Genomic DNA, 21,909 nt, shown 5'->3' with positions numbered 1-21,909 from the left:
TGGATCAACGATGAGCTCTGTTACGCGATTTTATCAATGGATTACCTCCTCACCTTCGTTATTTGAGACCCGCTTACCTTTTGTCAGCGTCTCCCACTTAAACACCACGGTGCCAAACGATATCGAGCCTTATCAAGGAAATGCTCGGCTTGGTTTTCTCTATCAGTACCTGTGCTCAAAACTGTTGCAACATTCGCCCCAATACCAGATTGAGCTCGAAGAAGTACAACTTCAAAGCAATGGGAAGACGCTTGGTGCGTTAGATTTTCTTTTGCTTAACCGAGAAAGTGGTCAATTTGAGCACTGGGAAGTAGCGATTAAGTTTTATCTGCTACTGGATGGCAAATGGTATGGCCCCAACACCCAAGATCGCTTGGACAAAAAACTCGCTCACATGCTCAATCATCAGCTTAAGATGAGCTGTTCGACGGCTTTTTTGCAACAATACGAACAGTATCAACACTGCCAACCACGCTTACTCATGCAAGGCCGTTTGTACATTAACCCTTTTTTGCCACAAGACATACCGTCCCATTGTCTTGGCCATCCAATCAACCCAGACACTATCGCTGGTTATTGGTGTTTCGCCCACCAATGGCCGCAAATCAACCAACCACTGTATGAGTTATCGAAAGCGGATTGGGCGGCCGGAGGCATGGCGGCGGCTGATGCACCCTCAGTCGAAAAACCGCAAAAACGCTTTATCCACGCCCAAAGCCAAAATGGTCAATTCTGGTTTATCGTCCCAGACAACTGGCCGCATGGATAAGCATGCGGATTGATCCCACCGAGTGGAGATTCTCTATGCTGATGTGCTGGTAACAAAAACCCCAGAGCTGGGCTCTGGGGTTGATATAGAGGCAAGTAGGTTGCAGCTTATAAACCTGCGTCAGCAAAGACTTGATTGACGATCTGCTGCGCTTCGGCTTCGATTTTCTTCAGGTGCTCTGCGCCTTTAAAGCTTTCACAGTAAATCTTGTAGATATCTTCTGTGCCTGATGGGCGAGCGGCAAACCAGCCATTTGCGGTAGTCACTTTCAGGCCACCAATGGCCGCACCATTACCTGGCGCATGAGTTAAACGCGCGGTAATCTCATCACCAGCCAACGTTGTTGCACTAACCATTTCAGCAGACAGTTTCTTGAGAACGTCTTTCTGCGGGCCATTTGCCACTGCTTGAATACGGCTATACTGTGATTCACCATGCTTGGCTGCGAGCTCTTCATAGTACTGCTGCGGGTTCTTGCCCGTCACAGCCGTGATTTCAGCCGCTAATAAACACAAAATGATGCCATCTTTGTCGGTTGACCAAGGCGTACCATCTTTACGTAGGAAAGAAGCACCAGCGCTCTCTTCACCACCAAATCCGAACTTGCCGTTATAGAGACCATCCACAAACCACTTAAAGCCCACGGGCACTTCACACAGCTCACGGCCAAGATCAGCCACCACGCGGTCAATCATCGCACTGGAAACGAGTGTTTTGCCGACTGCGACATCCACCGCCCAGCCTTGACGATGGCGGTATAAATAGTCAATACACACCGCTAAGAAGTGGTTAGGATTCATCAAGCCTTTTGGCGTGACAATACCGTGACGATCGTAGTCTGGGTCATTACCAAACGCCAGATCGTAGTCGTCTTTCAACGCCAGTAGACCAGCCATCGCGTAAGGTGAAGAGCAATCCATACGCACCACGCCATCTTTGTCGAGAGACATGAACTGGAAAGATGGATCTATCGCTTCGCTCACCAAGGTGAGATTGAGATTGTACGCTTTAGCGATTTGGCGCCAATAGTCAATACCGCTGCCACCGAGCGGATCCACACCGATCTTGAGATTGGCGTTTTGGATCGCTTCCATATCAATCACATTGACCAGATCATCCACGTAGGGCTTAACCAGATCTTGCTCTACAAACAGTGTTGATGCTTTCGCTTCGAGCAAAGGCATACGCTTCACACCTTGTAGGCCTTCAGCGATCAACTGATTGGCACGATTTTCAATCGCCTGTGTGAGCTCGCCTTCGGCTGGGCCACCGTGAACCGGATTGTACTTGATGCCGCCATCTTGCGGCGGATTGTGCGATGGCGTAATCACAATGCCATCGGCTTTGTCTGCATGTTTCTGGTTGTAGGTCAAAATGGCGTGTGAGATGCCTGGCGTCGGTGTATAGCCATTTTCTGCCTGAACAATCACTTGCACTCCATTGGCCACCAGCACTTCCACAACCGTTGCAAAGGCGGGCTCAGAGAGCGCATGAGTGTCTTTACCGATAAACAGTGGGCCTTTGGTCCCCTGCTCAGCACGCACTTCAGCGACCGCTTGCGCAATAGCTAAAATGTGGTGTTCATTAAAGGTACATTTATCTGCGCAGCCACGATGGCCCGAGGTACCAAACTCAACTTTATGTGCAGGGTTGGCAGCTTCCGGTTGCAGCAAAAAATAGTTAGCGACCAAAGCAGGAATATTGTGAAGATCTTCTTGCAGAGCTTTTTGCCCTGCCCGAGGGTGCATAGCCATTATTGACATCCTTTCTTAAAAATTAATCAAACAAAAAAGCCTCATAATATCGGCATCACTGTGCGCATTATGAGGCTTCTATCAGGTTTCTTATATCGACCCTGTTACTTTTTCAATTAGATCAGGCTGAAATTCCATATGCGTCATCACCTGTTCCACCATCTGCCGTTTGCGACTGGTATTGTTGTTAGTGATGACCCAAAAACCCGTATGTGGAATCGCTTTAGGTTTGGTGGTATTGCCGTTTTCCAGCAGCGTCGCTTCATTATCGGCAAAGTAAACGCGCTTACGACCCTTCACTTTGGTCGCCTGAGCAAAACTTTCAGGGTTGATACGGTGCAAAGTCGTTAGAACCAACATAAAGCGATCAATCGCTTTCGTTAATAAGGCAAACTCGTCGGATATCAACAGCGAGCGCATCTCTTTTACACCGTCCACCTTAGAGGCTTTACCTGCATCTTTGCTAACTACAATACCTTTAGGTTCAGCAACTTGTGTAATGACAACCTGTTTACCGTCCACATTCAACAAGCGGCGTAGAATGTCCGACGCACTTTCACCGATGTGTTGGGTTTGACTTGCAATAAAACGGTACAGATCCTCATCAACCTCAATTGTTTTCATTCGCTTTTCACAATCTCAATGTTTAAACTCTGGAGGATTATAACGAGATCCTTTCGGATACTCCACGTTAAACCCATCACGAATAAGATAAAATGTCATCATTGCTCAACTACAAACTTGAAGGTGAAGGACAAACGATTGTTTTACTTCACGGCTTATTTGGCAGTTTAAGTAACCTTGGCCTGCTTGCCCGAGATCTGATTGTAGATCACCGAGTCCTTAGTTTGGATCTACGTAACCACGGCCTCTCCTTCCACAGCCCGCAGCATGATTACCAACTCATGGCGCAAGATGTGCTCAGTACAATGGAGGCACTTGCGATTGACCATGCAGTCGTGATTGGCCACTCAATGGGAGGCAAGGTAGCGATGAAATTGGCCGCAATTGCACCACAAATTGTCTCACAGCTCATCGTTTTGGACATGGCACCAGCCGCCTATCAAGTCAGACGCCATGACGATGTGTTCCAAGGGTTACATTCGGTGATTCAGCATAAGCCGACCAATCGCAGCCAAGCGCTTGATTTACTTGCCGAGCACATTACCTTGGATGGGGTCAGGCAATTTCTTGCCAAATCGCTTTACAATCAAGACGGGCACCTCGCTTGGCGCTTCAATGTTGACTCACTGATCAACAACTATGATGCCATTCTAGGTTGGCAGCCTATCCCACCGACCGAGATCCCAACACTGTTTGTCAAAGGGGGGGATTCTCCCTATCTGCAGAATGAGCATCAGACGGCCGTTGTACAGCAATTCAAACAGGCAAAAGCGCATGTGATTGCCAATACGGGGCACTGGCTGCATGCTGAAAAACCAGCAGAAGTTTTACGCGCGATCCGAAAATTTATTGTCAGTTAACAAATCAGAAAAGTGACGTCATTTTATTGGTCTTCGTAGGTGCTGCGCGCATTAACTTTGTTGTCCAACAGTGATATAGTGCGCGCAAGCTAAATTGGCACTAAGGGACATCATGCTTTACGACTACATGAACATGCTGGAATCGATTGGACTCGACCTTCTTTTTGCGTCTATCTTCTTTTTTATTGGTATGGCCATTAAAGATGTGTTGAAGCAAGGCAATGTTCCCGTTTTTGGTCGCCGTATTGTATGGTTAGTACTTTTCCTTGGCTGTGCTGGTTTTATCGCAAAAGGGCTTATTCAGCTTAGCTGGGAAGGCACTGGTTTGGGTTAAATCCGTCAGGTTCGTGCCACAACAGACATAATCAAAGGTATAAACTCTATGGCAAGTGTAGGTATCTTCTTCGGTAGCGACACAGGTAATACTGAAGCCGTTGCTAAGATGATTCAAAAGCAACTAGGTAAAAAACTCGTTCACGTACAAGACATTGCAAAGAGCAGCAAAGAAGACATCGATAATTTCGATCTACTGCTGCTTGGCATTCCTACGTGGTACTACGGCGAAGCTCAATGTGACTGGGATGATTTTTTCCCGGAACTAGAGCAAATTGACTTCTCAACCAAGCTGGTGGCGATTTTCGGCTGTGGCGATCAAGAAGACTACGCAGAATACTTCTGTGACGCTATGGGTACTGTACGCGATATCGTTGAGTCAAAAGGTGGTACGATTTTGGGCCATACTTCAACAGAAAGCTATGAGTTCGAAGCGTCGAAAGCACTGGTTGAAGGCGACAATAGTAAGTTCATTGGCCTTTGTATCGATGAAGATCGTCAGCCAGAACTGACCGAGTCTCGCGTGAAAAACTGGGTTGAGCAGATCTATGAAGAGATGTGCCTCGCAGAGCTAGAAGATTGATATCAGTCCCCTGTTTCGACAGGGGATTTTTTTGCTTTGCGTTTTACCAAAGCAAGTGACCAATCCAAGGGGCGAGCAGCACAGTCACCATACCAGACAACATCATGACCACACTGGATACCACCCCCTCCGAACTTCCTAACTGATACGCTTTCGCGGTACCCGCGCCATGGGCTGAGGCTCCTAAACTTGCCCCTTTGCTCAGCCGAGAACGAATGGCCAAACTTGTCAGAATGATCTCTCCAATAGCCATACCGATCACGCCAGTCAAGACGACAAACAGTGCAGCAAGTTCACTTTGCCCGCCGATGACTTTGGTCGCTTCAACGGCAAACGGCGTGGTAATGGATCGCATTGCTAAACTGCGTTGCAGCAACTCAGGGAGAGACAATAAACGCGCCAACGCAACCGTACTGCCGACCGCGACAACCACCGACACCAACACACCCACTGTCAGTGACAGCCAATGCTGCTTAATCAAGACTCGGTTGTCGTACACAGGGATGGCAAAAGCAACCGTCGCAGGTCCAAGTAACCAAAGTAGCCACTGTGAATCAGCCATATAGGTTTGATAAGGAATATGCAACCCTGTCACCATCACCACCAAAAGCAGCGGGGCCAACAAGAGGGGCATTAACAATAGGCTAGGCCGTCTTCGATAAAGATATTTGCTTGCGTAATAGAGCAAAAGTGTCAAAACAAAGCAGATTGCACTCAAAGCGGGAGTAGAGATAGTCAATTCCATATTAGTGCCCTCTTGTAACATAAGAGGCACGACGCCTGCGTAGGGCTAAAAGGCGCTCTAGGCGATGAGTTTTATCCACCACCCAAGCGGTGACTGCAATCACCAGAGACGTGCTGATGACCAGTACCAAAGCAATTTTCACCCCCTCTTGCTTCATCATCTCTTGATAGTTGACCACCACCACAACCGCAGGGACAAAAAACAGCAACATTTCCGCCAAGAGCCAGCTAGCGCCAAGACGCAGCCACTCAATCTTGACCATCCGACTGAACAGTAAAAGAAGCAAAAGCAGCATGCCAGTGAGATTGGCAGGCAGTGGCAAGTTAAACAGACGCACAAGCGTATCCGCCGCAAACCAGATCAGCGACAGCATTACTACCTGCAGCCAAATTTTTAAGCCATTTTTGAGTTTCACCATGTGATTCACTTTGAAAATAGAGAGATTAATCACATTGTATTCAAGCTCAAAACCTGCATAAAATGACTTTAAATTATTATTTTCATGCCAACTTGGCATACTCTTTTTTATGCGAGGAGATATGGACATTAGAGGTTTGCGCTATTTTGTGGAATTGGTGCGACAGCAAAGCTTCACTAAGGCTTCCGAGCGAATGTTCGTTACCCAGCCAACCATCAGTAAGATGATTCGCAATTTAGAGAGCGAACTTGGCCAACCACTATTGCATCGCGAAGGAAGGCGGTTTTGGCTCACTGAGGCTGGTGAGATCGTCTATCAGCGAGCCCAAGTCGTGCTCACTCAGATGAATGAACTGGAAGCCGAGTTGATGGATCTGGATCAGTTACAACGTGGCCATTTGCGCTTAGGGATCCCCCCTATGGTTGGCCACCTCTACGCCGGACTGTTTCGCCAATATCGACAATGCTACCCAAACGTTGAGCTGACTGTCGTTGAGTATGGCGGGCGTAAAATTGAGCAAGCTTTACTTAATGGAGAGATCGATGTGGCCATGACCATGTTGTCACCACAGATTAGTAGCGAGCTGCAAAGCATTGAACTGGACAACTATCCGATTCACGCTGTTGTGCCAGAAAATAGCAACTGGCAGGCACAGCAGAATGTCCGATGGGTCGATCTCTACAATGAGCCCTTGTACCTTTACACATCGGAGTTCACTCTCAGTGAGCACATTTTTTCGCGCTGTCATGAAGCAGGATTCGAACCTCAGGTTGCTGCGCGCAGCAGTCAGTGGGATTTTCTCGTCGCACTGGTGAAAAGTGGCACAGGGGTGTGCTTTTTACCTGCACCATTGTGCGAACGAAATCACACCGAAGGTGTATTAGTGTTACCAATACAACCCGGAATTGACTGGCGTTTAGGTGTCGTTTGGCATCGTAACCGCTACCTATCAAAAACCAGTGAAGCTTGGCTGCAACTATGTCGTGACTACGTACTGACGACGGATCGCTAACTCTGTTGCTGCTCTTCAAGTTGCTCGCGATATTTCGGTTTTTTCCGAACATACAGCTTACGATGCACCTCGGATACCACCGAGCCCTTCGCATCTTTGACATGAATGATAAACTCGGGAAAGCACTTGTCACCATGACGCGTTACGGCATAAATCTCGTCCAGCATGGCTTGGGTTATCTCGAATTGAGCAAAAAGATCGCTCTGCCCCGGCTTGATAAAATTGATGCTCGCTTCTTTGTCCCACACATAGTACTCCTCGCCTAAGATGCCCATCAGCATCAGTGAGTAAACAGGGTCAGTGAGAGAAAAAATGCTGCCACCATATTGGGTGCGGTTGGCATTTTTATTCCACCAGCGTAGTTTAAGTTTCATATCGACGGTACGAAAGTCGTCGCTAATACGCAAAATTCGTATGCCTGCGCCCCAAAATGGCGGCCAGATATTGAGGGCAAATTTGACGACTCCTGGTTTATAGATCTTGGCGAGTTGCTTGTTCATCGCTGTCCTTGCTTGAGTTCCATTGTTAACAATTTGTAACTGGTCTGATGAGCAATATAAGCGAGCCAGCCACAATTTACAAAAAGATTCTAGTAACCCTTTGAAGTTCGTGGTTTATTGTTAGGACGGGTTCACCTATAATGATCGGAATATTGAATTCTGTACTCTGCGGCAGATCATCGACGGGAAAGTATATGTCAGACAACAACCAAGCGCTTAAGGATGCAGGGCTTAAAGTTACCCTTCCAAGGCTAAAAATTTTAGAAGTACTACAGCAACCAGATTGCCAACACATCAGTGCTGAAGACCTTTATAAAAAGCTGATTGATCTTGGCGAAGAGATAGGTCTTGCGACAGTATATCGGGTGTTGAACCAATTCGATGATGCCGGTATTGTCACTCGCCATCACTTTGAAGGTGGTAAATCGGTTTTCGAACTTTCCACCCAGCATCATCACGACCATCTCGTTTGTCTTGATTGTGGGGAAGTGATTGAGTTTTCTGATGACCTCATCGAAGAGCGTCAGAAAGAGATCGCCGCCGCGTACAACGTCCAACTGACTAACCACAGTTTATACTTGTACGGTAAATGCGCAGACGGTTCATGTAAAACCAACCCTGACGCACACAAGCGCAAGAGTTGATAGCAAAAGTTGATAAAAGCTGACCAATAAAAGTCGGCTTTTTTATTAGACACATTGAGACTAAAAGACCAGCATTGCGCTGGTCTTTTATTATGCTTGCAGAACAACGAAGTTATTCAGCGTCAATCTTTGCCCAAGTATCACGTAATCCAACCGTGCGGTTAAAGACTAAGTGCTCTTTGCTCGAATCTTTGCTATCCGCGCAGAAGTAGCCCATGCGCTCGAACTGGTAACCTCTCTCCGCTTGTGCTTCGACTAGACTAGGTTCGACAAAACCGTTCAGTACCGTCAGTGACTCTGGATTGATAGTAGCAGCAAAATCGTCTGCCGCGGCAGGATTTGGCACAGTAAAGAGGCGATCGTATAGACGGATCTCTGCAGGCACACCTTTGTCTGCTGACACCCAGTGAATTACGCCTTTCACTTTACGCCCATCTGTAGGGTTTTTGCCTAACGTATCAACATCGTAAGTACAGTAGATAGTGGTGATGTTACCCTCTGCATCTTTCTCAACACGCTCGGCTTGAATCACGTAGGCACCACGCAAACGAACCTCTTTACCTAGTACCAAACGCTTGTACTTTTTGTTCGCTTCTTCACGAAAGTCTTCACGTTCAATCCAAAGTTCACGTGTAAATGGCACTTCACGCTCGCCCATTTCGGCTTTGTTTGGATGATTCGCAATCAGTAGATTTTCCACTTCGCCTTCAGGGAAGTTTTCGATCACCAGTTTAACCGGATCCAATACCGCCATCGCACGTGGCGCATTTTCGTTCAAATCATCACGGATACAAGATTCCAGTGAACTAAACTCGATCATGTTCTCTTGCTTTGTGACACCGATGCGTTTGCAAAACTCGCGAATTGACGCTGGGGTAAAGCCACGACGACGCAAACCAGAGATAGTCGGCATACGAGGGTCATCCCAACCATTAACCAACTTCTCAGTCACTAATTGGTTGAGCTTGCGCTTAGACATCACCGTGTATTCAAGATTCAGTCGGCTGAACTCATATTGATGTGGGCGACAGTCAATTGTGATGTTTTCCAACACCCAGTCGTACAAGCGACGGTTATCCATAAACTCCAGTGTACAAATAGAGTGGGTGATCCCTTCCAACGCATCTGAAATACAGTGGGTAAAGTCGTACATCGGATAGATACACCACTTGTCACCCGTTTGATGGTGAGAAGCAAAACGTACTCGATACAAAACCGGATCGCGCATCACCATAAAGGACGAAGCCATATCGATCTTGGCACGCAAGCACGCCTTACCTTCTTCAAAACCACCAGCACGCATTTTTTCAAACAGCGCGAGGTTTTCTTCCACCGAACGGTCACGGTAAGGGCTTGGTTTACCAGGCGCAGTCAGCGTTCCACGGTATTCGCGGATCTGCTCAGGACTTAGCTCATCAACATACGCTAAGCCTTTGTTAATCAGTTCCACTGCATATTGGTAAAGCTTGTCGAAGTAGTTTGATGAATAGCAGATCTCACCATCCCATTCGAAGCCTAACCAGCTAACATCATTCTTGATTGACTCAACGTATTCGATGTCTTCTTTCTCAGGGTTAGTATCATCAAAACGAAGATTACATTTACCCTGGTAGTCCTGAGCAATACCAAAATTCAAACAGATGGATTTTGCATGGCCGATGTGCAGGTAGCCGTTTGGCTCCGGCGGGAATCGTGTATGCACACTCGTATGTTTGCCATCCGCCAGATCTTTATCAATGATCTGACGAATAAAGTTTGATGGACGAGCATCAGCTTCACTCATCTAAAGCACCTCAAGTTTGTTTTAGTATTGTTCAGAGAAAACTTAGCTCTGAATTAAGAAGATAATATTCAGAGCAAACTGCTATCAATGATCCACAATTCTGCACGAATAGACAATACGTTCTCGCGCTTAATTGCGATTATTTGCCATCAACTGGCGGAGAAAGCTACGAACAATAGAAAAAGCCTCCCGAAGGAGGCTTAAAATGACACTTTAGGTCGCGACATTAAGGTAGAACGACTTCTGATAAATCTTCGTTCACGCCGATGTTTTTCATCTCACCAGCAACAATTTCTGCCAGAGGGCCAAGAATAACTTGCAGGTTATTGGTACCCAGTTTGACCACACCCATTGCACCCAATGCTTTAAGTGTTTTCTCATCAATGATGCTCATATCTTTTACTGACAAACGTAGACGGGTGATACATGCATCGATATTAGTGAGGTTCTCATGACCACCGAGTGCTTTCAGGTACTGTTTTGCCAACACGTGAGACTCTTTCGCGCCAGTCACTTTCGAAGCTGATGTACCTTCATCATCTTCACGACCCGGTGTTTTCAGGCCAAATTTCACGATTGCAGTGCGGAAAATCACATAGTACAGAGCAAAGAACACGAAACCTTGAACAATCAGCATGTACCATTTGTTCGCTAGTGGGTTTTGCGCTGACAACACCATATCCACAAGACCAGCAGAGAAACCAAAACCAGCGGTCCAGTTCATCAGGTCAGCGATGTAAAGCGAGATACCAGTTAGCGCTGCGTGTACTACGTAAAGTACTGGAGCTAGGAACATGAACGAGAATTCTAGGGGCTCTGTCACACCAGTGAAGAAAGAAGCAAAGCCCGCAGCGATCATGATAGAAGCAACTTTCGCTTTATTTTCTGGTTTCGCTGTATGGTACATAGCTAGAGCAGCACCAGGCAAACCGAACATCATCACAGGGAAGAAGCCAGCCATGTAGCGACCTGTTTCGCCGACAACACCAACACCTTTTTCAATTGCGTTTGGTGTCCACCAGTTACCTAAGTCATTGATGCCTGCCATATCGAACCAGAATACCGAGTTCAGTGCGTGGTGAAGACCAACTGGGATCAATAGACGGTTGAAGAAGCCATACAGACCAGAACCCACTTCACCTAAACCTGTGATGCTTTCACCAAAGTGGATCAGACCGGAGAAAATCACTGGCCATAGGTACATTAGAACGAAAGAAAGTAGAATACCTGCAAAAGAGGTCAAGATTGGGACTAAGCGCTTGCCTGAGAAGAAGGCCAATGCTTTAGGCAGTTCGACTTGGTAGTAACGGTTGTAAAGTTCTGCCGCAACAATACCAGAAAGAATACCGATAAACTGGTTACCTACTTTAGCAAAAGCCAGTTTAGTTTCTGGGTCATCAACGGCTACCAGGCCGATCGCTTCAACAGAACCAGGGCTGAGAAGAGTGGTAATAACGGTATAACCGACAAAACCTGCTAGTGCAGCCGCGCCGTCTTTATCTTTTGACATACCATAAGCAACACCGATTGCAAAAAGCACCGACATGTTATCGATGATCGCGGCACCAGCTTTGATCATAAATGCAGCAACAGCACTGTTTGCGCCCCAACCCGTTGGGTCTAACCAGTAACCTATACCCATTAATATTGCAGCGGCTGGCAATGTGGCAACAGGTACCATCAACGCCTTGCCTACTTTTTGAAAGTATCCAAGAATATTCACCTTAAGTTCCCCCTATAGGATTTTCATTTTTTCGGTCAACTTTTTTTAGTCGTCCAATTTAGTCCTGTTCAGTTTATGATATTAATTTTGCTCCGCAAATTAAAACCTCATTGTTTGTGATCATAATCACCAGTTTTCGCCCCAAAAAAAGGATTTTGCTAGCGAGATCATAAAACTTATTTTATCATTCAAAAAAATGGCAATTACGCGGTAAAATTCTGCTGCGTCTCACGTGAAACCAACGGATTCAAACAGGATAAGTGACTAGATATAAATAGTAACTTCGTGTAGAAAAACAACCACCATAACCATGCACATCCTAGCTTTATCGCCCGTTATCACTTTGCCCATTTGCTCGAGACCAGCTTGCTGTTGCAACATTACTGGCTAATTCAGCGATACAAAGTAAGTCTCTGATTATCGATGTAAACCTAAAAAAGATGCCAGTAGTGACCGAATTTCAATCTCAATTTGATAAGGATTAGCTGACCATGTATGCGCTAACTAACTGTAAAATTTATACAGGAAGTGATGTTCTGTCTGAACATGCACTCATCATCGACAACGGTTTAATCAAAGCTGTTTTACCCACCAGTGATTTGCCGCAAGAGATCGAACAGAAAGATCTCGCAGGTGCAAACGTCAGTCCGGGTTTTATCGATCTGCAGTTAAACGGCTGCGGTGGTGTGATGCTCAATGATGAAATCACAGCAGACACTATGCAAATTATGCATAAAGCCAATCTGAAATCTGGCTGCACCAGCTTCCTACCCACTCTAATCACCTCTTCTGATGCGGACATGCGTGCTGCAATTACGGCAGCTCGCGACTATCACGCTCAGTATCAGAATCAATCGCTGGGTTTGCACCTTGAAGGACCTTATCTGAATGTCATGAAAAAGGGCATCCATAGCGTCGATTACATTCGCAATTCTGACAACGAGATGATCGACTTTATCTGTGCCAACGCGGACGTTGTCGCCAAAGTCACTCTAGCGCCAGAACTCAACGCTCCTGAGCACATCGAAAAGCTGACCCAAGCGGGAATCGTAGTGTCAATTGGCCACACCAATGCCACTTACACAGAAGCACGCAAGGGCTTTGAAGCTGGAATAACCTTCGCCACCCACTTATTCAATGCCATGACCCCGATGGTCGGACGAGAACCCGGTGTAGTTGGCGCAATCTACGACACTCCAGAGGTATATGCCGGTATCATCGCAGATGGCTTTCACGTCGATTACGCCAACATTCGAATTGCGCACAAGATTAAAGGGGAAAAACTAGTATTAGTGACCGATGCCACAGCTCCAGCAGGCGCTGACATGGATTACTTTATTTTTGTCGGCAAGAAAGTATATTACCGAGATGGTAAGTGTGTTGATGAAAATGGCACACTCGGCGGTTCAGCTTTAACCATGATCGAAGCGGTACAAAATACGGTTGAACACGTTGGAATCGCTTTAGATGAAGCTCTGCGCATGGCAACCCTCTATCCAGCAAAAGCAATTGGTGTAGATGATCGCCTAGGTCGTATTAAGAAAGGCATGATCGCTAACTTGGCGATTTTTGATAGAGACTTCAAGGTTAAAGCGACGGTTGTTAACGGACAATACGAGCAAAATTAGGCATGAATGGCGGACAGATAGGTAACGTAGATTTAGTAAAGCAGTTGAACAGCGCTGCTGTATATCGATTGATTGATCAACAAGGACCTATCTCTAGGATACAGGTGGCAGATGTAAGCCAACTTGCCCCAGCGAGCGTCACCAAAATCACCCGCCAACTGCTTGAGCGCGGCCTCATCAAAGAGGTCGCTCAACAAGCTTCAACCGGGGGAAGAAGAGCCATCTCCCTCACCACGGAAGTAAAACCATTTCACTCTGTTGCTGTTCGCCTTGGTCGAGATTACGTGCAGTTCTGTTTGTACGATCTAGGCGGAACAGAGCTTGCGAAAGATCAACATGATTTACGCTACAAAAATCAGTCTGACCTGATTGAGGGCCTCATTGCCCTGCTCAAAGATTTCATCAACAGTTGCCAAGATAGAATTGACCAACTGATCGCCATTGGTATTACGTTGCCCGGCTTGGTAAACCCAACCACAGGCGTGGTTGAATACATGCCAAATACCGATATCGACAACCTCGCGCTGGGTGAAATTGTACGTGAAAAATTTGGCATCGAGTGCTTTGTCGGCAATGACGTGCGCGGCATGGCGCTGGCTGAACATTATTTCGGTGCCAGTCAAGATTGCCAGGATTCCATTTTGGTCAGCGTTCACCGAGGAACAGGTTCAGGCATTATCGTCAACGGTCAGGTATTTTTAGGCTTTAACCGCAACGTCGGTGAAATCGGCCATATCCAGATCGATCCACTGGGCGAACAGTGTCAATGTGGCAACTTTGGCTGCTTAGAAACTGTTGCGGCCAACCCCGCAATTGTGCAGAGAGTCAAAAAACTGCTCGCGCAAGGCTATGAGTCCTCCCTAGCAGAAGTAGAGCCAATTACGATTCAAGACGTCTGTACACATGCGTTGCAGGGCGATGAACTGGCAAAACAGAGTCTGGTTCGCGTAGGCAATCAGCTTGGTAAGGCGATCGCCATAACTGTCAACTTGTTTAACCCGCAGAAAATTGTTATCGCTGGCGACATTACCGCGGCACAAGAAATCCTGTTCCCCGCCATTCAGCGCAATGTCGAAAATCAATCGCTGAAAACCTTCCACAGTGGCCTACCGATTGTAGCCTCACTCATTGATAAGCAGCCCACCATGGGCGCATTTGCCATGATCAAACGCGCTATGCTCAATGGTGTTTTGTTACAAAAATTGTTAGGTGATTGATCTCGCTGTGATTCAATTAGTCACATAGGTTACAATACAGGGCTGTGGTTACACGGCCCTTTTATTTTTCAGGAACAAGTACGAACCCTATGGAACTGATACTGATCACTACCGCTTTCTTTGCCGGGTTCCTCGCCCTTAAGTGCAAACTTCCGCCGCTAGTTGGCTTTCTGCTCGCTGGCTTCGCTCTGCATTTTTTTGGTTTCGAGAGTAATGACACCATTAGCACCTTAGCCGATCTTGGCGTAACGTTGTTGCTGTTCACTATCGGTCTTAAACTGGAGATTAAAACCCTGCTCTCTCGAGAGATTTGGGCTGGCGCAACTGTACATAATCTTTTATCGACTGCGCTATTCTCTCTCGCTTTTCTTGCCTTAAAGTTGCTCGGCGTTACTTCACTCGCTGGCATGACGACAGAACACATTGTGCTACTGGCGTTTGCCCTTTCTTTTTCGAGTACCGTTTTTGCGGTGAAGTCGCTGCAAGAGAAAGGGGAAATGAATGCGACCTATGGCACCTTAGCCATCGGTATTTTGGTCATGCAGGACATTTTTGCGGTGATTTTTCTCACCGCGTCGACGGGTAAACTGCCCCACTGGTATGCCATTGCCTTGTTTGCTCTGCCCCTGTTGCGCCCAGTATTCTACAAAATACTTGACTGGGTTGGTCACGGTGAAATGCTGGTGCTGTTTGGTATATTCTTCGCCCTCGTTGCAGGCGCAGGACTGTTCGAATTTGTCGGCATGAAACCCGATTTAGGCGCTTTGATCCTTGGGATGTTACTTGCTGGCCATGCCAAAGCATCCGAGCTATCTAAATCACTATTCAATATGAAAGAGCTGTTTTTGGTCTGTTTCTTTCTCAACATCGGTTTATCGGCGTCTATCAGTCTCTCCGGCGTCTCACTTGCTCTATTGATCCTGTTGCTTTTGCCGTTCAAAGGCCTGCTCTATTTCCTAACCATCAACTATTTCAAGTTCCGCGTGCGTACATCCCTGCTCGCCTCACTGGCGCTGTTTAACTACAGCGAATTTGGTCTAATTGTTGGTGGCCTAGCGTTTAAAATGGGCTGGATGCCGAGCGATATTCTGGTCGCCTTAGCAGTCGCCGTCTCGCTCTCATTCATTTTAGCCGCGCCACTTAGCAAAATGGGCCACCAAATCTACCTTCACTCGGGTAAATGGTTGCAAGAGCATGCGGCAGAGAAGCTGAATCAGCGTGATCAACTGATCAACCCGGGGCATGCGCAAGTTTTGATCTTGGGGATGGGGCGCATCGGCACAGGGGCTTACGACGAACTACACGCACGCTATGGCAAAATTTGTCTTGGGGTTGAAGTTCGCGATGACGCCGCCGAGCGACACCGTGAAGAGGGGCGCAATGTCATCGCAGGTGATGCCACCGACCCCGATTTCTGGGAAAGGATACTCGACACCACCAATGTAAAATTGGTGTTACTAGCGATGCCACACCACCAAGGTAACCAGACAGCACTCGCCCAACTCAAACGTCGCCGCTACTCTGGGCAAATCGCAGCAATCGCAGAATATAGTGACCAACTGCAAGTACTTGAGGAAAGTGGTGTCGATGCCGCTTTTAACATCTACAACGAAGCCGGTAGCGGTTTTGCGCGCCATGTTTGCCAGCAACTTAAACCTCAGTTCACCGCCAACAAGTAATTGTGACCTCTCGATTAGCCCTCTTGATGAGGGCTTTTTGTTGAGATTTTAAGCAAAAGAAGGATTTCATTCACCATTTAGGCAAAATAATTAAAAAATATTTACCTCAACTGCTTTTTGATTATCTTTTTAATCAAGAAGAGTTGCTTTTTTTGATTAGGATGGCAAATTGACCTCATACCGTTAAAAAATATTCAGTTTGAAAAGGATGTTGTATGTGTTCAGTATTTGGCATTTTAGATATAAAAAGTGATGCAGCCGCGCTTCGCCCGATCGCGCTAGAGATGTCGAAAAAACTTCGCCACCGTGGCCCTGATTGGTCTGGTATTTACGCGTCTGAGCGCGCTATTTTGGCGCACGAGCGCTTGGCTATCGTTGGCCTCAACAGCGGCGCCCAACCACTTTACAGCCCAGACAAAAAACTCATCCTTGCGGTTAACGGTGAAATTTACAACCACAAAGAGATCCGCGCTCGCTACGAAGGTAAGTACGAGTTCCAAACCGACTCAGATTGTGAAGTTATTTTGGCCTTGTACCAAGACATGGGTGCAGATCTACTGGAAGAGCTGAATGGCATCTTTGCTTTTGTGCTTTACGACGAAGAGAAAGATCAATACCTGATTGGCCGTGACCATATTGGCATCATCCCTCTGTATCAAGGGCATGACGAACATGGTAACTACTACGTTGCTTCAGAGATGAAAGCACTGGTTCCTGTATGTAAAACTTTGAGCGAATTTCCTCCTGGTAGCTACTACAGCTCGACGGATTCTGGCCCACAACGCTACTACATTCGTGACTGGAACGAATATGCAGCGGTTGAAAACAATGTGAGCAGCAAAGAAGAGTTGACCGAAGCTCTGGAAGCGGCGGTCAAACGTCAACTCATGACCGATGTTCCTTATGGGGTACTTCTATCTGGCGGTTTAGACTCCTCAGTCACCTCGGCAATTGCAAAACGATTTGCGGCAATGCGCATTGAAGATGACGAACAATCTGAAGCTTGGTGGCCGCAACTGCACTCATTTGCGATTGGCTTAGAAGGTGCCCCAGATCTTAAAGCCGCGCGAGAAGTCGCCGACAAAATTGGTACCGTCCATCATGAGATGACTTACACCATCCAAGAGGGTTTGGATGCAATCCGTGATGTAATTTACCACATTGAAACCTACGACGTGACCACCATTCGAGCTTCAACACCCATGTTTTTGATGGGCAGAAAAATTAAAGCAATGGGGATCAAAATGGTTCTTTCTGGCGAAGGGGCTGACGAGATTTTTGGTGGCTACCTTTACTTCCATAAAGCACCAAACGCCAAAGAGTTTCATGAAGAGACCGTGCGTAAACTGTTAGCGCTTAACATGTTTGACTGTGCTCGCGCCAACAAATCGCTAGCGGCCTGGGGTGTCGAAGGTCGTGTTCCATTTTTGGACAAAGAGTTCATTGATGTGGCGATGCGTCTCAACCCTGCCGATAAAATGTGTGGCAATGGTAAGATGGAGAAGCACATTTTGCGTGAGTGCTTCCAACACTATCTACCCGATTCAATCGCATGGCGTCAAAAAGAGCAGTTCTCTGACGGCGTGGGCTACAGCTGGATCGACACACTGAAAGAGACAGCGGAAGCCAAAGTCACTGATCAGCAGATGGAAACGGCGAAGTTCCGCTTCCCATACAACACGCCGACCACCAAAGAAGGTTACGTGTATCGCGAAATCTTTGAGGAGCTGTTCCCGCTCGCTTCTGCGGCAGAATGTGTTCCTGGCGGCCCATCGGTTGCTTGTTCTTCAGCAAAAGCGATCGAGTGGGATGAGTCGTTTAAAAACTGCGTTGACCCATCGGGTCGTGCCGTGAAAACCGTACACAACGACGCTTACAAAGGTTAATACCAACAAGGCACCTCAGGGTGCCTTGTTTTTTTAGTTTGCTTATTTTTAGCGTGCAGGTCGTCATTTAGGGTTAACAACCCAGCTCAAGATCACTGTTACTGATGCTCACTGGCACCACTTGGGAGATCATTTTCACCAGCATGATTGACCGCGTTTCGCCGTCTTGTTCTTGGAAAATCGCATCAATGCCGGCAAACTGACCTTTCTTAACTCGAATCGACGCGCCTGGACGTGGTAACGATTTTGCTTCAACGCACACGTCACTCTCTTTCTGATACTCTTTAAGTTCAAAGATGAGGTCGCCCTGCAACTCTTTCGGCTGTGCACCAAATCGGACAAAGTCCACTACCCCGCGGGTTGAACGAACCGTCGTGAAGGTAGGGCCAAGTTCAAAATCAAATCGGACAAAAATGTAAGACGGAAAGAGAGGTTCACTTTTTTTCTGCCTTTTGCCACGCAAAATTTTCTCGACCATTATTGTCGGGTAGAAACACTCCACTCCCTGATTTTCCAAATGCTGCTTAGCTCGCAACTGCTCTCCGCGCTTACAGTAGAGTAAGTACCAACGTTTCATTCTAACTAGCCATCTATATTTTTTCGTATCTTACCATTATCGCTTTCAAAAACGGAAAGAGCCAGCTTATAACCCCCTAATCCGTGTACCATGTCCAATAAATGTAAAGATCTCTTCTCAAAAATGAAACTTTAGTTTGTAACACATAAAATACCGCGACAAAAAACAACAAATCTCTTTATTTACAGTCAATTGCAAAAATATATTTTGCTTTTGTTCATTTTTTAGCATTTGTATAAAAAGTTAACCGGAGGTATACGTAATCCCCAATAAAAATTTTAATGATTTGAAATAGCTTAGTTTATGTCAACACAACATCAATATTTCGGCCATCCTCGTGGCCTATTTTTACTTTTCGGCACCGAACTGTGGGAACGTTTCTCTTACTACGCGATGCGTGCCATTTTGGTACTTTATCTTACTGATGCAACGATAAACGGTGGTATGGGCTGGAGCACAAAAGACGCGCTGGATCTGTACGGCATCTACACCGGGCTGGTGTACATCACTCCTCTGGTTGGTGGCTATTTGGCCGACAATTTCTTGGGGCAACGACGCTCGATTTTAATCGGTGGAGCGCTGATGGCAATTGGCCAATTTACTTTGGCTCTTCCGGCAGATGTGCTCGGTTTTAGCGAGCTGCATACTTTTTACCTCGGCTTAGGTTTACTGATTTCAGGTAACGGTTTATTCAAACCGAATATCTCGACGATGGTTGGCTATCTTTATCGCGAAGGGGATAACCGCCGTGATGGAGCGTTCACTATTTTCTACATGGGCATCAACCTTGGCGCCTTAATTGCAGGCTTGGTGTCTGGTTCTGTTACCGAGTCTTTTGGCTGGAAAGCCGGATTTGTCGCTGCGGGCATTGGTATGCTGATTAGCTTAGCGATGCAAATGACCTTTGCCCAATCTTGGTTAGGCGATATTGGTCGTGAACCGGCGGCAAAGCGCGATCTTAAGAACAAGCAGTCGACACGTAAAGAACCTTTGACCAAAGAAGAAGCGGATCGGATTAAAGTGATCCTCGTCATGAGCCTCTTTACCATTGTCTTTTGGGTCGGCTTTGAACAAGCTGGCGGCCTGATGAACATTTATACCCAGCAATATACTGACCGTATGCTTGGTAGCATTGAAGTGCCCGCGGCTTGGTTCCAGTCACTGAACCCGTTTTTCATCATTACCTTGGCGCCGCTCTTGGCTGTGCTGTGGGTAAAGATGGGTAAACGAGAGCCAAACTCACCGAAGAAATTTGCCTTGGCGATGTTCTTCCTCGCGTTAGGCTTTTTATGCATGGTCGGCGCGGTGATTGAACAAGGGGGCGATACCAGCGTGAAAACGTCGATGCTCTGGTTGGTGGGGGCTTTCTTTTTCCATACATTGGGCGAGCTTTGTCTGTCACCGATTGGTCTGTCTTTAGTCACCAAACTGGCACCTCTGCGCCTAGCGTCTTTAATGATGGGCGCGTGGTTTGGTTGTAACGCGATTGCCAACTACGTCGCAGGCTACGTCGGCTCACACGTTGGAGAACTTGGAGCGATGGCGATTTTCAGCGGCATCGCCGTGACAGCGACGATTTCCGGTACCATTCTGCTGCTGTTTTCAAATACCTTAGTGCGTTGGATGCATGGTGCAGAAGCCACCACCAGCAGTGCTGAACAGCTTGAAGAACAGCAAGTTTCTATTGCGTAATCGCTTTTCCCACTAAAACAATAAGGCCACATTCCGTGTAATGCCGATCAGTTAAGAAAAGTTTTTGAGATCATTTGACCGATCCTCAAAAGGCTTCAAAATCCGATATTAGGAAACTAATATCGGATTTTTCATGTCTTTAGAGAGCCAACTTGCGAGTACTTTTCGCTCATGCAATACCTTCCATCACTTTGACAAATACTCTGAAATTCTTAGTCCAGAGCTTATCCAGCAAGGTTTTGAAAAAGCTGGCGTAGCAACAGTTAGAAGAAGACGTTTACCCTTGGAAGCAGTACTTTGGTCCGTTGTTGGAATGAGTCTTTTTCGGCAACAATCTGTTTGGGATATTGCTAACCAACTTGATATTGTCCTACCAGACAAACGGCGCTTTGTTGCGCCAAGTGCTGTTGTCCAAGCTAGGCAGAGATTAGGCGAAGAAGGTGTTAAACAAGTCTTTAAGACGATGGCGGCTCAGAGTTATCAATCTTCTAAATTTGAAACTTGGTGTGGACTCAATCTCCTATCTGTCGATGGTGTCGTTTGGAGAACAGCGGATACACCTGAAAATCATCAAGAGTTTAAAGCACAGCGTAATCAGTCATCTGAAAATATTTACCCTAAGGTACGCATGGTTTGCTTGATGGAGCTTACAAGCCATCAGCTCATCGATAGTGCATTCTCTGACTATCGAACCAACGAAATGCGGCTTGCAGAAGAGCTCATAGAACAAACGCCAGACCATTCTCTGACTATTTTTGACAAAGGATATTACTCTCTGGGACTGCTGAACCGCTGGAACAAAGTCGGCCAAGAGAGGCATTGGATGCTTCCTGTGAGAAAAGACTTCCAGTATGAAGTCGTTCATAGGTACAGCAAGAGTGATGCAATCGTTGCGATTAAAACCACTCCTCAGGCAAGAAAGAAGTTTAGTGAACTTCCTGATGTAGTTGAAGCAAGGCTAGTCTCGAAAATCATTAACGGTAAAGAGTATCAGATACTTACCTCAATGCGTGACGGGTTACGTTTTCCTGGCGAAGAAATTGTAGAGCTCTATCGTTATCGCTGGGAAATCGAATTAGGCTATCGGGAAATGAAGGAAACCTTGCTTGACAGAGAGTATACATTGCGAAGCAAGCGTCCAGATATGGTTAAGCAGGAGCTCTGGGGTATTCTACTAGCCTATAACCTTATCAGGCAGGTTATGACAAAAGCGGCAAGTAGGTTAGATAGTGTCTGGCCAAATCAACTGAGCTTTACGAGCAGTGCTATGGCTGTGACGCAATACTTTGCAGCGTTGCCTTTAACAAGCCCAGGAAAGCTCCCTAAACACTATGAAGTATTACTGGAGCATGTATCCATGTTTATCCTACCACCTCGAAGAGAAGATAGAAGTTATCCTCGATGGGTGAAGTTGAAACCCAAGAAGTACGCGACAAATAGAAAAAATGCCAGTCAGCTTAACTGACTGGCATTACACATTCC

The 21,909-nt window shown here is 46.6% G+C and carries 20 protein-coding genes; 12 read left to right on the top strand and 8 right to left on the bottom strand.

The window, feature by feature from the left end; translation table 11 throughout:
* Nucleotides 1–10: 10 nt before the first annotated feature.
* Complete coding sequence (locus EWA64_RS13120) at nt 11–769, top strand: DUF1853 family protein (protein ID WP_061894737.1); 759 nt, start codon at nt 11–13, stop codon at nt 767–769.
* 107 nt (nt 770–876) lie between these two features.
* Here EWA64_RS13120 and pgm read toward each other — a convergent pair whose 3' ends face one another.
* Entirely contained in the window at nt 877–2,523 is a 1,647-nt protein-coding gene (pgm, locus tag EWA64_RS13115) for a phosphoglucomutase (alpha-D-glucose-1,6-bisphosphate-dependent) (protein ID WP_061894738.1), read from the bottom strand.
* A gap of 90 nt (nt 2,524–2,613) precedes the next feature.
* Nucleotides 2,614–3,147, bottom strand: coding sequence for a replication initiation negative regulator SeqA (gene seqA, locus EWA64_RS13110; RefSeq protein ID WP_061894739.1), 534 nt, complete (start codon nt 3,145–3,147; stop codon nt 2,614–2,616).
* 92 nt (nt 3,148–3,239) lie between these two features.
* On the opposite strand from seqA, the gene EWA64_RS13105 reads away from it, so the two are divergent.
* The 3 genes from EWA64_RS13105 to fldA all read left to right on the top strand — a co-directional run bounded on the left by EWA64_RS13105 (nt 3,240) and on the right by fldA (nt 4,923).
* Nucleotides 3,240–4,007: an alpha/beta fold hydrolase gene (locus EWA64_RS13105; RefSeq protein WP_061894740.1), complete on the top strand. Its 768-nt coding sequence runs from the start codon at nt 3,240–3,242 to the stop codon at nt 4,005–4,007.
* Nucleotides 4,008–4,119: 112 nt separating this feature from the next.
* Nucleotides 4,120–4,341 carry a DUF2788 domain-containing protein gene (locus EWA64_RS13100; RefSeq protein ID WP_061894741.1) on the top strand — a complete coding sequence of 74 codons (222 nt, stop codon included), beginning with the start codon at nt 4,120–4,122 and terminating at the stop codon, nt 4,339–4,341.
* Between the two features lie 48 nt (nt 4,342–4,389).
* Entirely contained in the window at nt 4,390–4,923 is a 534-nt protein-coding gene (gene fldA / locus EWA64_RS13095; protein ID WP_039424787.1) for a flavodoxin FldA, read from the top strand.
* 43 nt (nt 4,924–4,966) lie between these two features.
* Here the strand turns inward: fldA and EWA64_RS13090 are convergent, their stop codons facing one another.
* Entirely contained in the window at nt 4,967–5,656 is a 690-nt protein-coding gene (locus tag EWA64_RS13090; protein ID WP_139045685.1) for an LrgB family protein, read from the bottom strand.
* 13 nt (nt 5,657–5,669) lie between these two features.
* Nucleotides 5,670–6,104: a CidA/LrgA family protein gene (locus EWA64_RS13085; protein ID WP_391856510.1), complete on the bottom strand. Its 435-nt coding sequence runs from the start codon at nt 6,102–6,104 to the stop codon at nt 5,670–5,672.
* A 103-nt stretch (nt 6,105–6,207) separates the two neighbouring features.
* On the opposite strand from EWA64_RS13085, the gene EWA64_RS13080 reads away from it, so the two are divergent.
* Nucleotides 6,208–7,098, top strand: a complete 891-nt coding sequence (locus EWA64_RS13080) for a LysR family transcriptional regulator (RefSeq protein WP_061894743.1) — start codon at nt 6,208–6,210, stop codon at nt 7,096–7,098.
* On the opposite strand, the gene EWA64_RS13075 is transcribed toward EWA64_RS13080, so the two are convergent.
* Complete coding sequence (locus EWA64_RS13075; protein WP_061894744.1) at nt 7,095–7,598, bottom strand: DUF4442 domain-containing protein; 504 nt, start codon at nt 7,596–7,598, stop codon at nt 7,095–7,097. The genes EWA64_RS13080 and EWA64_RS13075 overlap by 4 nt on opposite strands.
* Before the next feature lie 194 nt (nt 7,599–7,792).
* On the opposite strand from EWA64_RS13075, the gene fcrX reads away from it, so the two are divergent.
* On the top strand, nt 7,793–8,242 hold the full coding sequence (gene fcrX, locus EWA64_RS13070) for a ferric iron uptake transcriptional regulator FcrX (RefSeq protein WP_061894745.1): 450 nt from the start codon (nt 7,793–7,795) through the stop codon (nt 8,240–8,242).
* Nucleotides 8,243–8,354: 112 nt separating this feature from the next.
* On the opposite strand, the gene glnS is transcribed toward fcrX, so the two are convergent.
* Together glnS and nagE are read right to left on the bottom strand one after the other, a co-directional pair.
* The gene (glnS, locus tag EWA64_RS13065; protein ID WP_061894746.1) at nt 8,355–10,025 is read right to left on the bottom strand and encodes a glutamine--tRNA ligase; all 1,671 of its coding nucleotides are present in this window, start codon (nt 10,023–10,025) and stop codon (nt 8,355–8,357) included.
* 226 nt (nt 10,026–10,251) lie between these two features.
* Entirely contained in the window at nt 10,252–11,748 is a 1,497-nt protein-coding gene (nagE, locus tag EWA64_RS13060; RefSeq protein ID WP_061894747.1) for an N-acetylglucosamine-specific PTS transporter subunit IIBC, read from the bottom strand.
* 491 nt (nt 11,749–12,239) lie between these two features.
* On the opposite strand from nagE, the gene nagA reads away from it, so the two are divergent.
* The 4 genes from nagA (at nt 12,240) to asnB (ending at nt 18,158) form a co-directional block, all read left to right on the top strand.
* Complete coding sequence (nagA, locus tag EWA64_RS13055) at nt 12,240–13,376, top strand: N-acetylglucosamine-6-phosphate deacetylase (protein ID WP_061894748.1); 1,137 nt, start codon at nt 12,240–12,242, stop codon at nt 13,374–13,376.
* A 2-nt stretch (nt 13,377–13,378) separates the two neighbouring features.
* Nucleotides 13,379–14,593, top strand: coding sequence for a DNA-binding transcriptional regulator NagC (gene nagC, locus EWA64_RS13050; RefSeq protein ID WP_061894749.1), 1,215 nt, complete (start codon nt 13,379–13,381; stop codon nt 14,591–14,593).
* A gap of 89 nt (nt 14,594–14,682) precedes the next feature.
* Nucleotides 14,683–16,272 (top strand): cation:proton antiporter domain-containing protein, encoded by a 1,590-nt coding sequence (locus EWA64_RS13045; RefSeq protein WP_061894750.1) that lies wholly within the window; start codon nt 14,683–14,685, stop codon nt 16,270–16,272.
* Nucleotides 16,273–16,487: 215 nt separating this feature from the next.
* On the top strand, nt 16,488–18,158 hold the full coding sequence (gene asnB, locus EWA64_RS13040; protein WP_061894751.1) for an asparagine synthase B: 1,671 nt from the start codon (nt 16,488–16,490) through the stop codon (nt 18,156–18,158).
* Nucleotides 18,159–18,231: 73 nt separating this feature from the next.
* Here asnB and rfaH read toward each other — a convergent pair whose 3' ends face one another.
* A complete protein-coding gene (gene rfaH, locus EWA64_RS13035; protein WP_061894752.1) occupies nt 18,232–18,735 on the bottom strand; it encodes a transcription/translation regulatory transformer protein RfaH in 504 nt (167 codons plus the stop codon).
* 303 nt (nt 18,736–19,038) lie between these two features.
* Here rfaH and EWA64_RS13030 point away from each other — a divergent pair, with 303 nt between their 5' ends.
* Together EWA64_RS13030 and EWA64_RS13025 are read left to right on the top strand one after the other, a co-directional pair.
* Nucleotides 19,039–20,427, top strand: coding sequence for a peptide MFS transporter (locus tag EWA64_RS13030; RefSeq protein ID WP_061894753.1), 1,389 nt, complete (start codon nt 19,039–19,041; stop codon nt 20,425–20,427).
* A 133-nt stretch (nt 20,428–20,560) separates the two neighbouring features.
* Nucleotides 20,561–21,892, top strand: coding sequence for an IS4 family transposase (locus EWA64_RS13025; RefSeq protein WP_061893439.1), 1,332 nt, complete (start codon nt 20,561–20,563; stop codon nt 21,890–21,892).
* Nucleotides 21,893–21,909 lie beyond the last annotated feature (17 nt).

The sequence above is a fragment of the Vibrio cidicii genome, from assembly GCF_009665415.1.
GTDB lineage: Bacteria > Pseudomonadota > Gammaproteobacteria > Enterobacterales > Vibrionaceae > Vibrio > Vibrio cidicii.
Note: the sequence above shows the minus strand (reverse complement) of the source record. Positions and strands in the feature narration are given on the sequence as shown.

What these genes read in the sequence shown, in the direction of transcription:
- EWA64_RS13120 (WP_061894737.1), top strand. Translation starts at nt 11, where the DNA reads ATGAGCTCTGTTACGCGATTTTATCAATGGATTACCTCCTCACCTTCG.
- pgm (WP_061894738.1), bottom strand. Translation starts at nt 2,523, where the DNA reads ATGGCTATGCACCCTCGGGCAGGGCAAAAAGCTCTGCAAGAAGATCTT.
- seqA (WP_061894739.1), bottom strand. Translation starts at nt 3,147, where the DNA reads ATGAAAACAATTGAGGTTGATGAGGATCTGTACCGTTTTATTGCAAGT.
- EWA64_RS13105 (WP_061894740.1), top strand. Translation starts at nt 3,240, where the DNA reads ATGTCATCATTGCTCAACTACAAACTTGAAGGTGAAGGACAAACGATT.
- EWA64_RS13100 (WP_061894741.1), top strand. Translation starts at nt 4,120, where the DNA reads ATGCTTTACGACTACATGAACATGCTGGAATCGATTGGACTCGACCTT.
- fldA (WP_039424787.1), top strand. Translation starts at nt 4,390, where the DNA reads ATGGCAAGTGTAGGTATCTTCTTCGGTAGCGACACAGGTAATACTGAA.
- EWA64_RS13080 (WP_061894743.1), top strand. Translation starts at nt 6,208, where the DNA reads ATGGACATTAGAGGTTTGCGCTATTTTGTGGAATTGGTGCGACAGCAA.
- EWA64_RS13075 (WP_061894744.1), bottom strand. Translation starts at nt 7,598, where the DNA reads ATGAACAAGCAACTCGCCAAGATCTATAAACCAGGAGTCGTCAAATTT.
- fcrX (WP_061894745.1), top strand. Translation starts at nt 7,793, where the DNA reads ATGTCAGACAACAACCAAGCGCTTAAGGATGCAGGGCTTAAAGTTACC.
- glnS (WP_061894746.1), bottom strand. Translation starts at nt 10,025, where the DNA reads ATGAGTGAAGCTGATGCTCGTCCATCAAACTTTATTCGTCAGATCATT.
- nagA (WP_061894748.1), top strand. Translation starts at nt 12,240, where the DNA reads ATGTATGCGCTAACTAACTGTAAAATTTATACAGGAAGTGATGTTCTG.
- nagC (WP_061894749.1), top strand. Translation starts at nt 13,379, where the DNA reads ATGAATGGCGGACAGATAGGTAACGTAGATTTAGTAAAGCAGTTGAAC.
- EWA64_RS13045 (WP_061894750.1), top strand. Translation starts at nt 14,683, where the DNA reads ATGGAACTGATACTGATCACTACCGCTTTCTTTGCCGGGTTCCTCGCC.
- asnB (WP_061894751.1), top strand. Translation starts at nt 16,488, where the DNA reads ATGTGTTCAGTATTTGGCATTTTAGATATAAAAAGTGATGCAGCCGCG.
- rfaH (WP_061894752.1), bottom strand. Translation starts at nt 18,735, where the DNA reads ATGAAACGTTGGTACTTACTCTACTGTAAGCGCGGAGAGCAGTTGCGA.
- EWA64_RS13030 (WP_061894753.1), top strand. Translation starts at nt 19,039, where the DNA reads ATGTCAACACAACATCAATATTTCGGCCATCCTCGTGGCCTATTTTTA.
- EWA64_RS13025 (WP_061893439.1), top strand. Translation starts at nt 20,561, where the DNA reads ATGTCTTTAGAGAGCCAACTTGCGAGTACTTTTCGCTCATGCAATACC.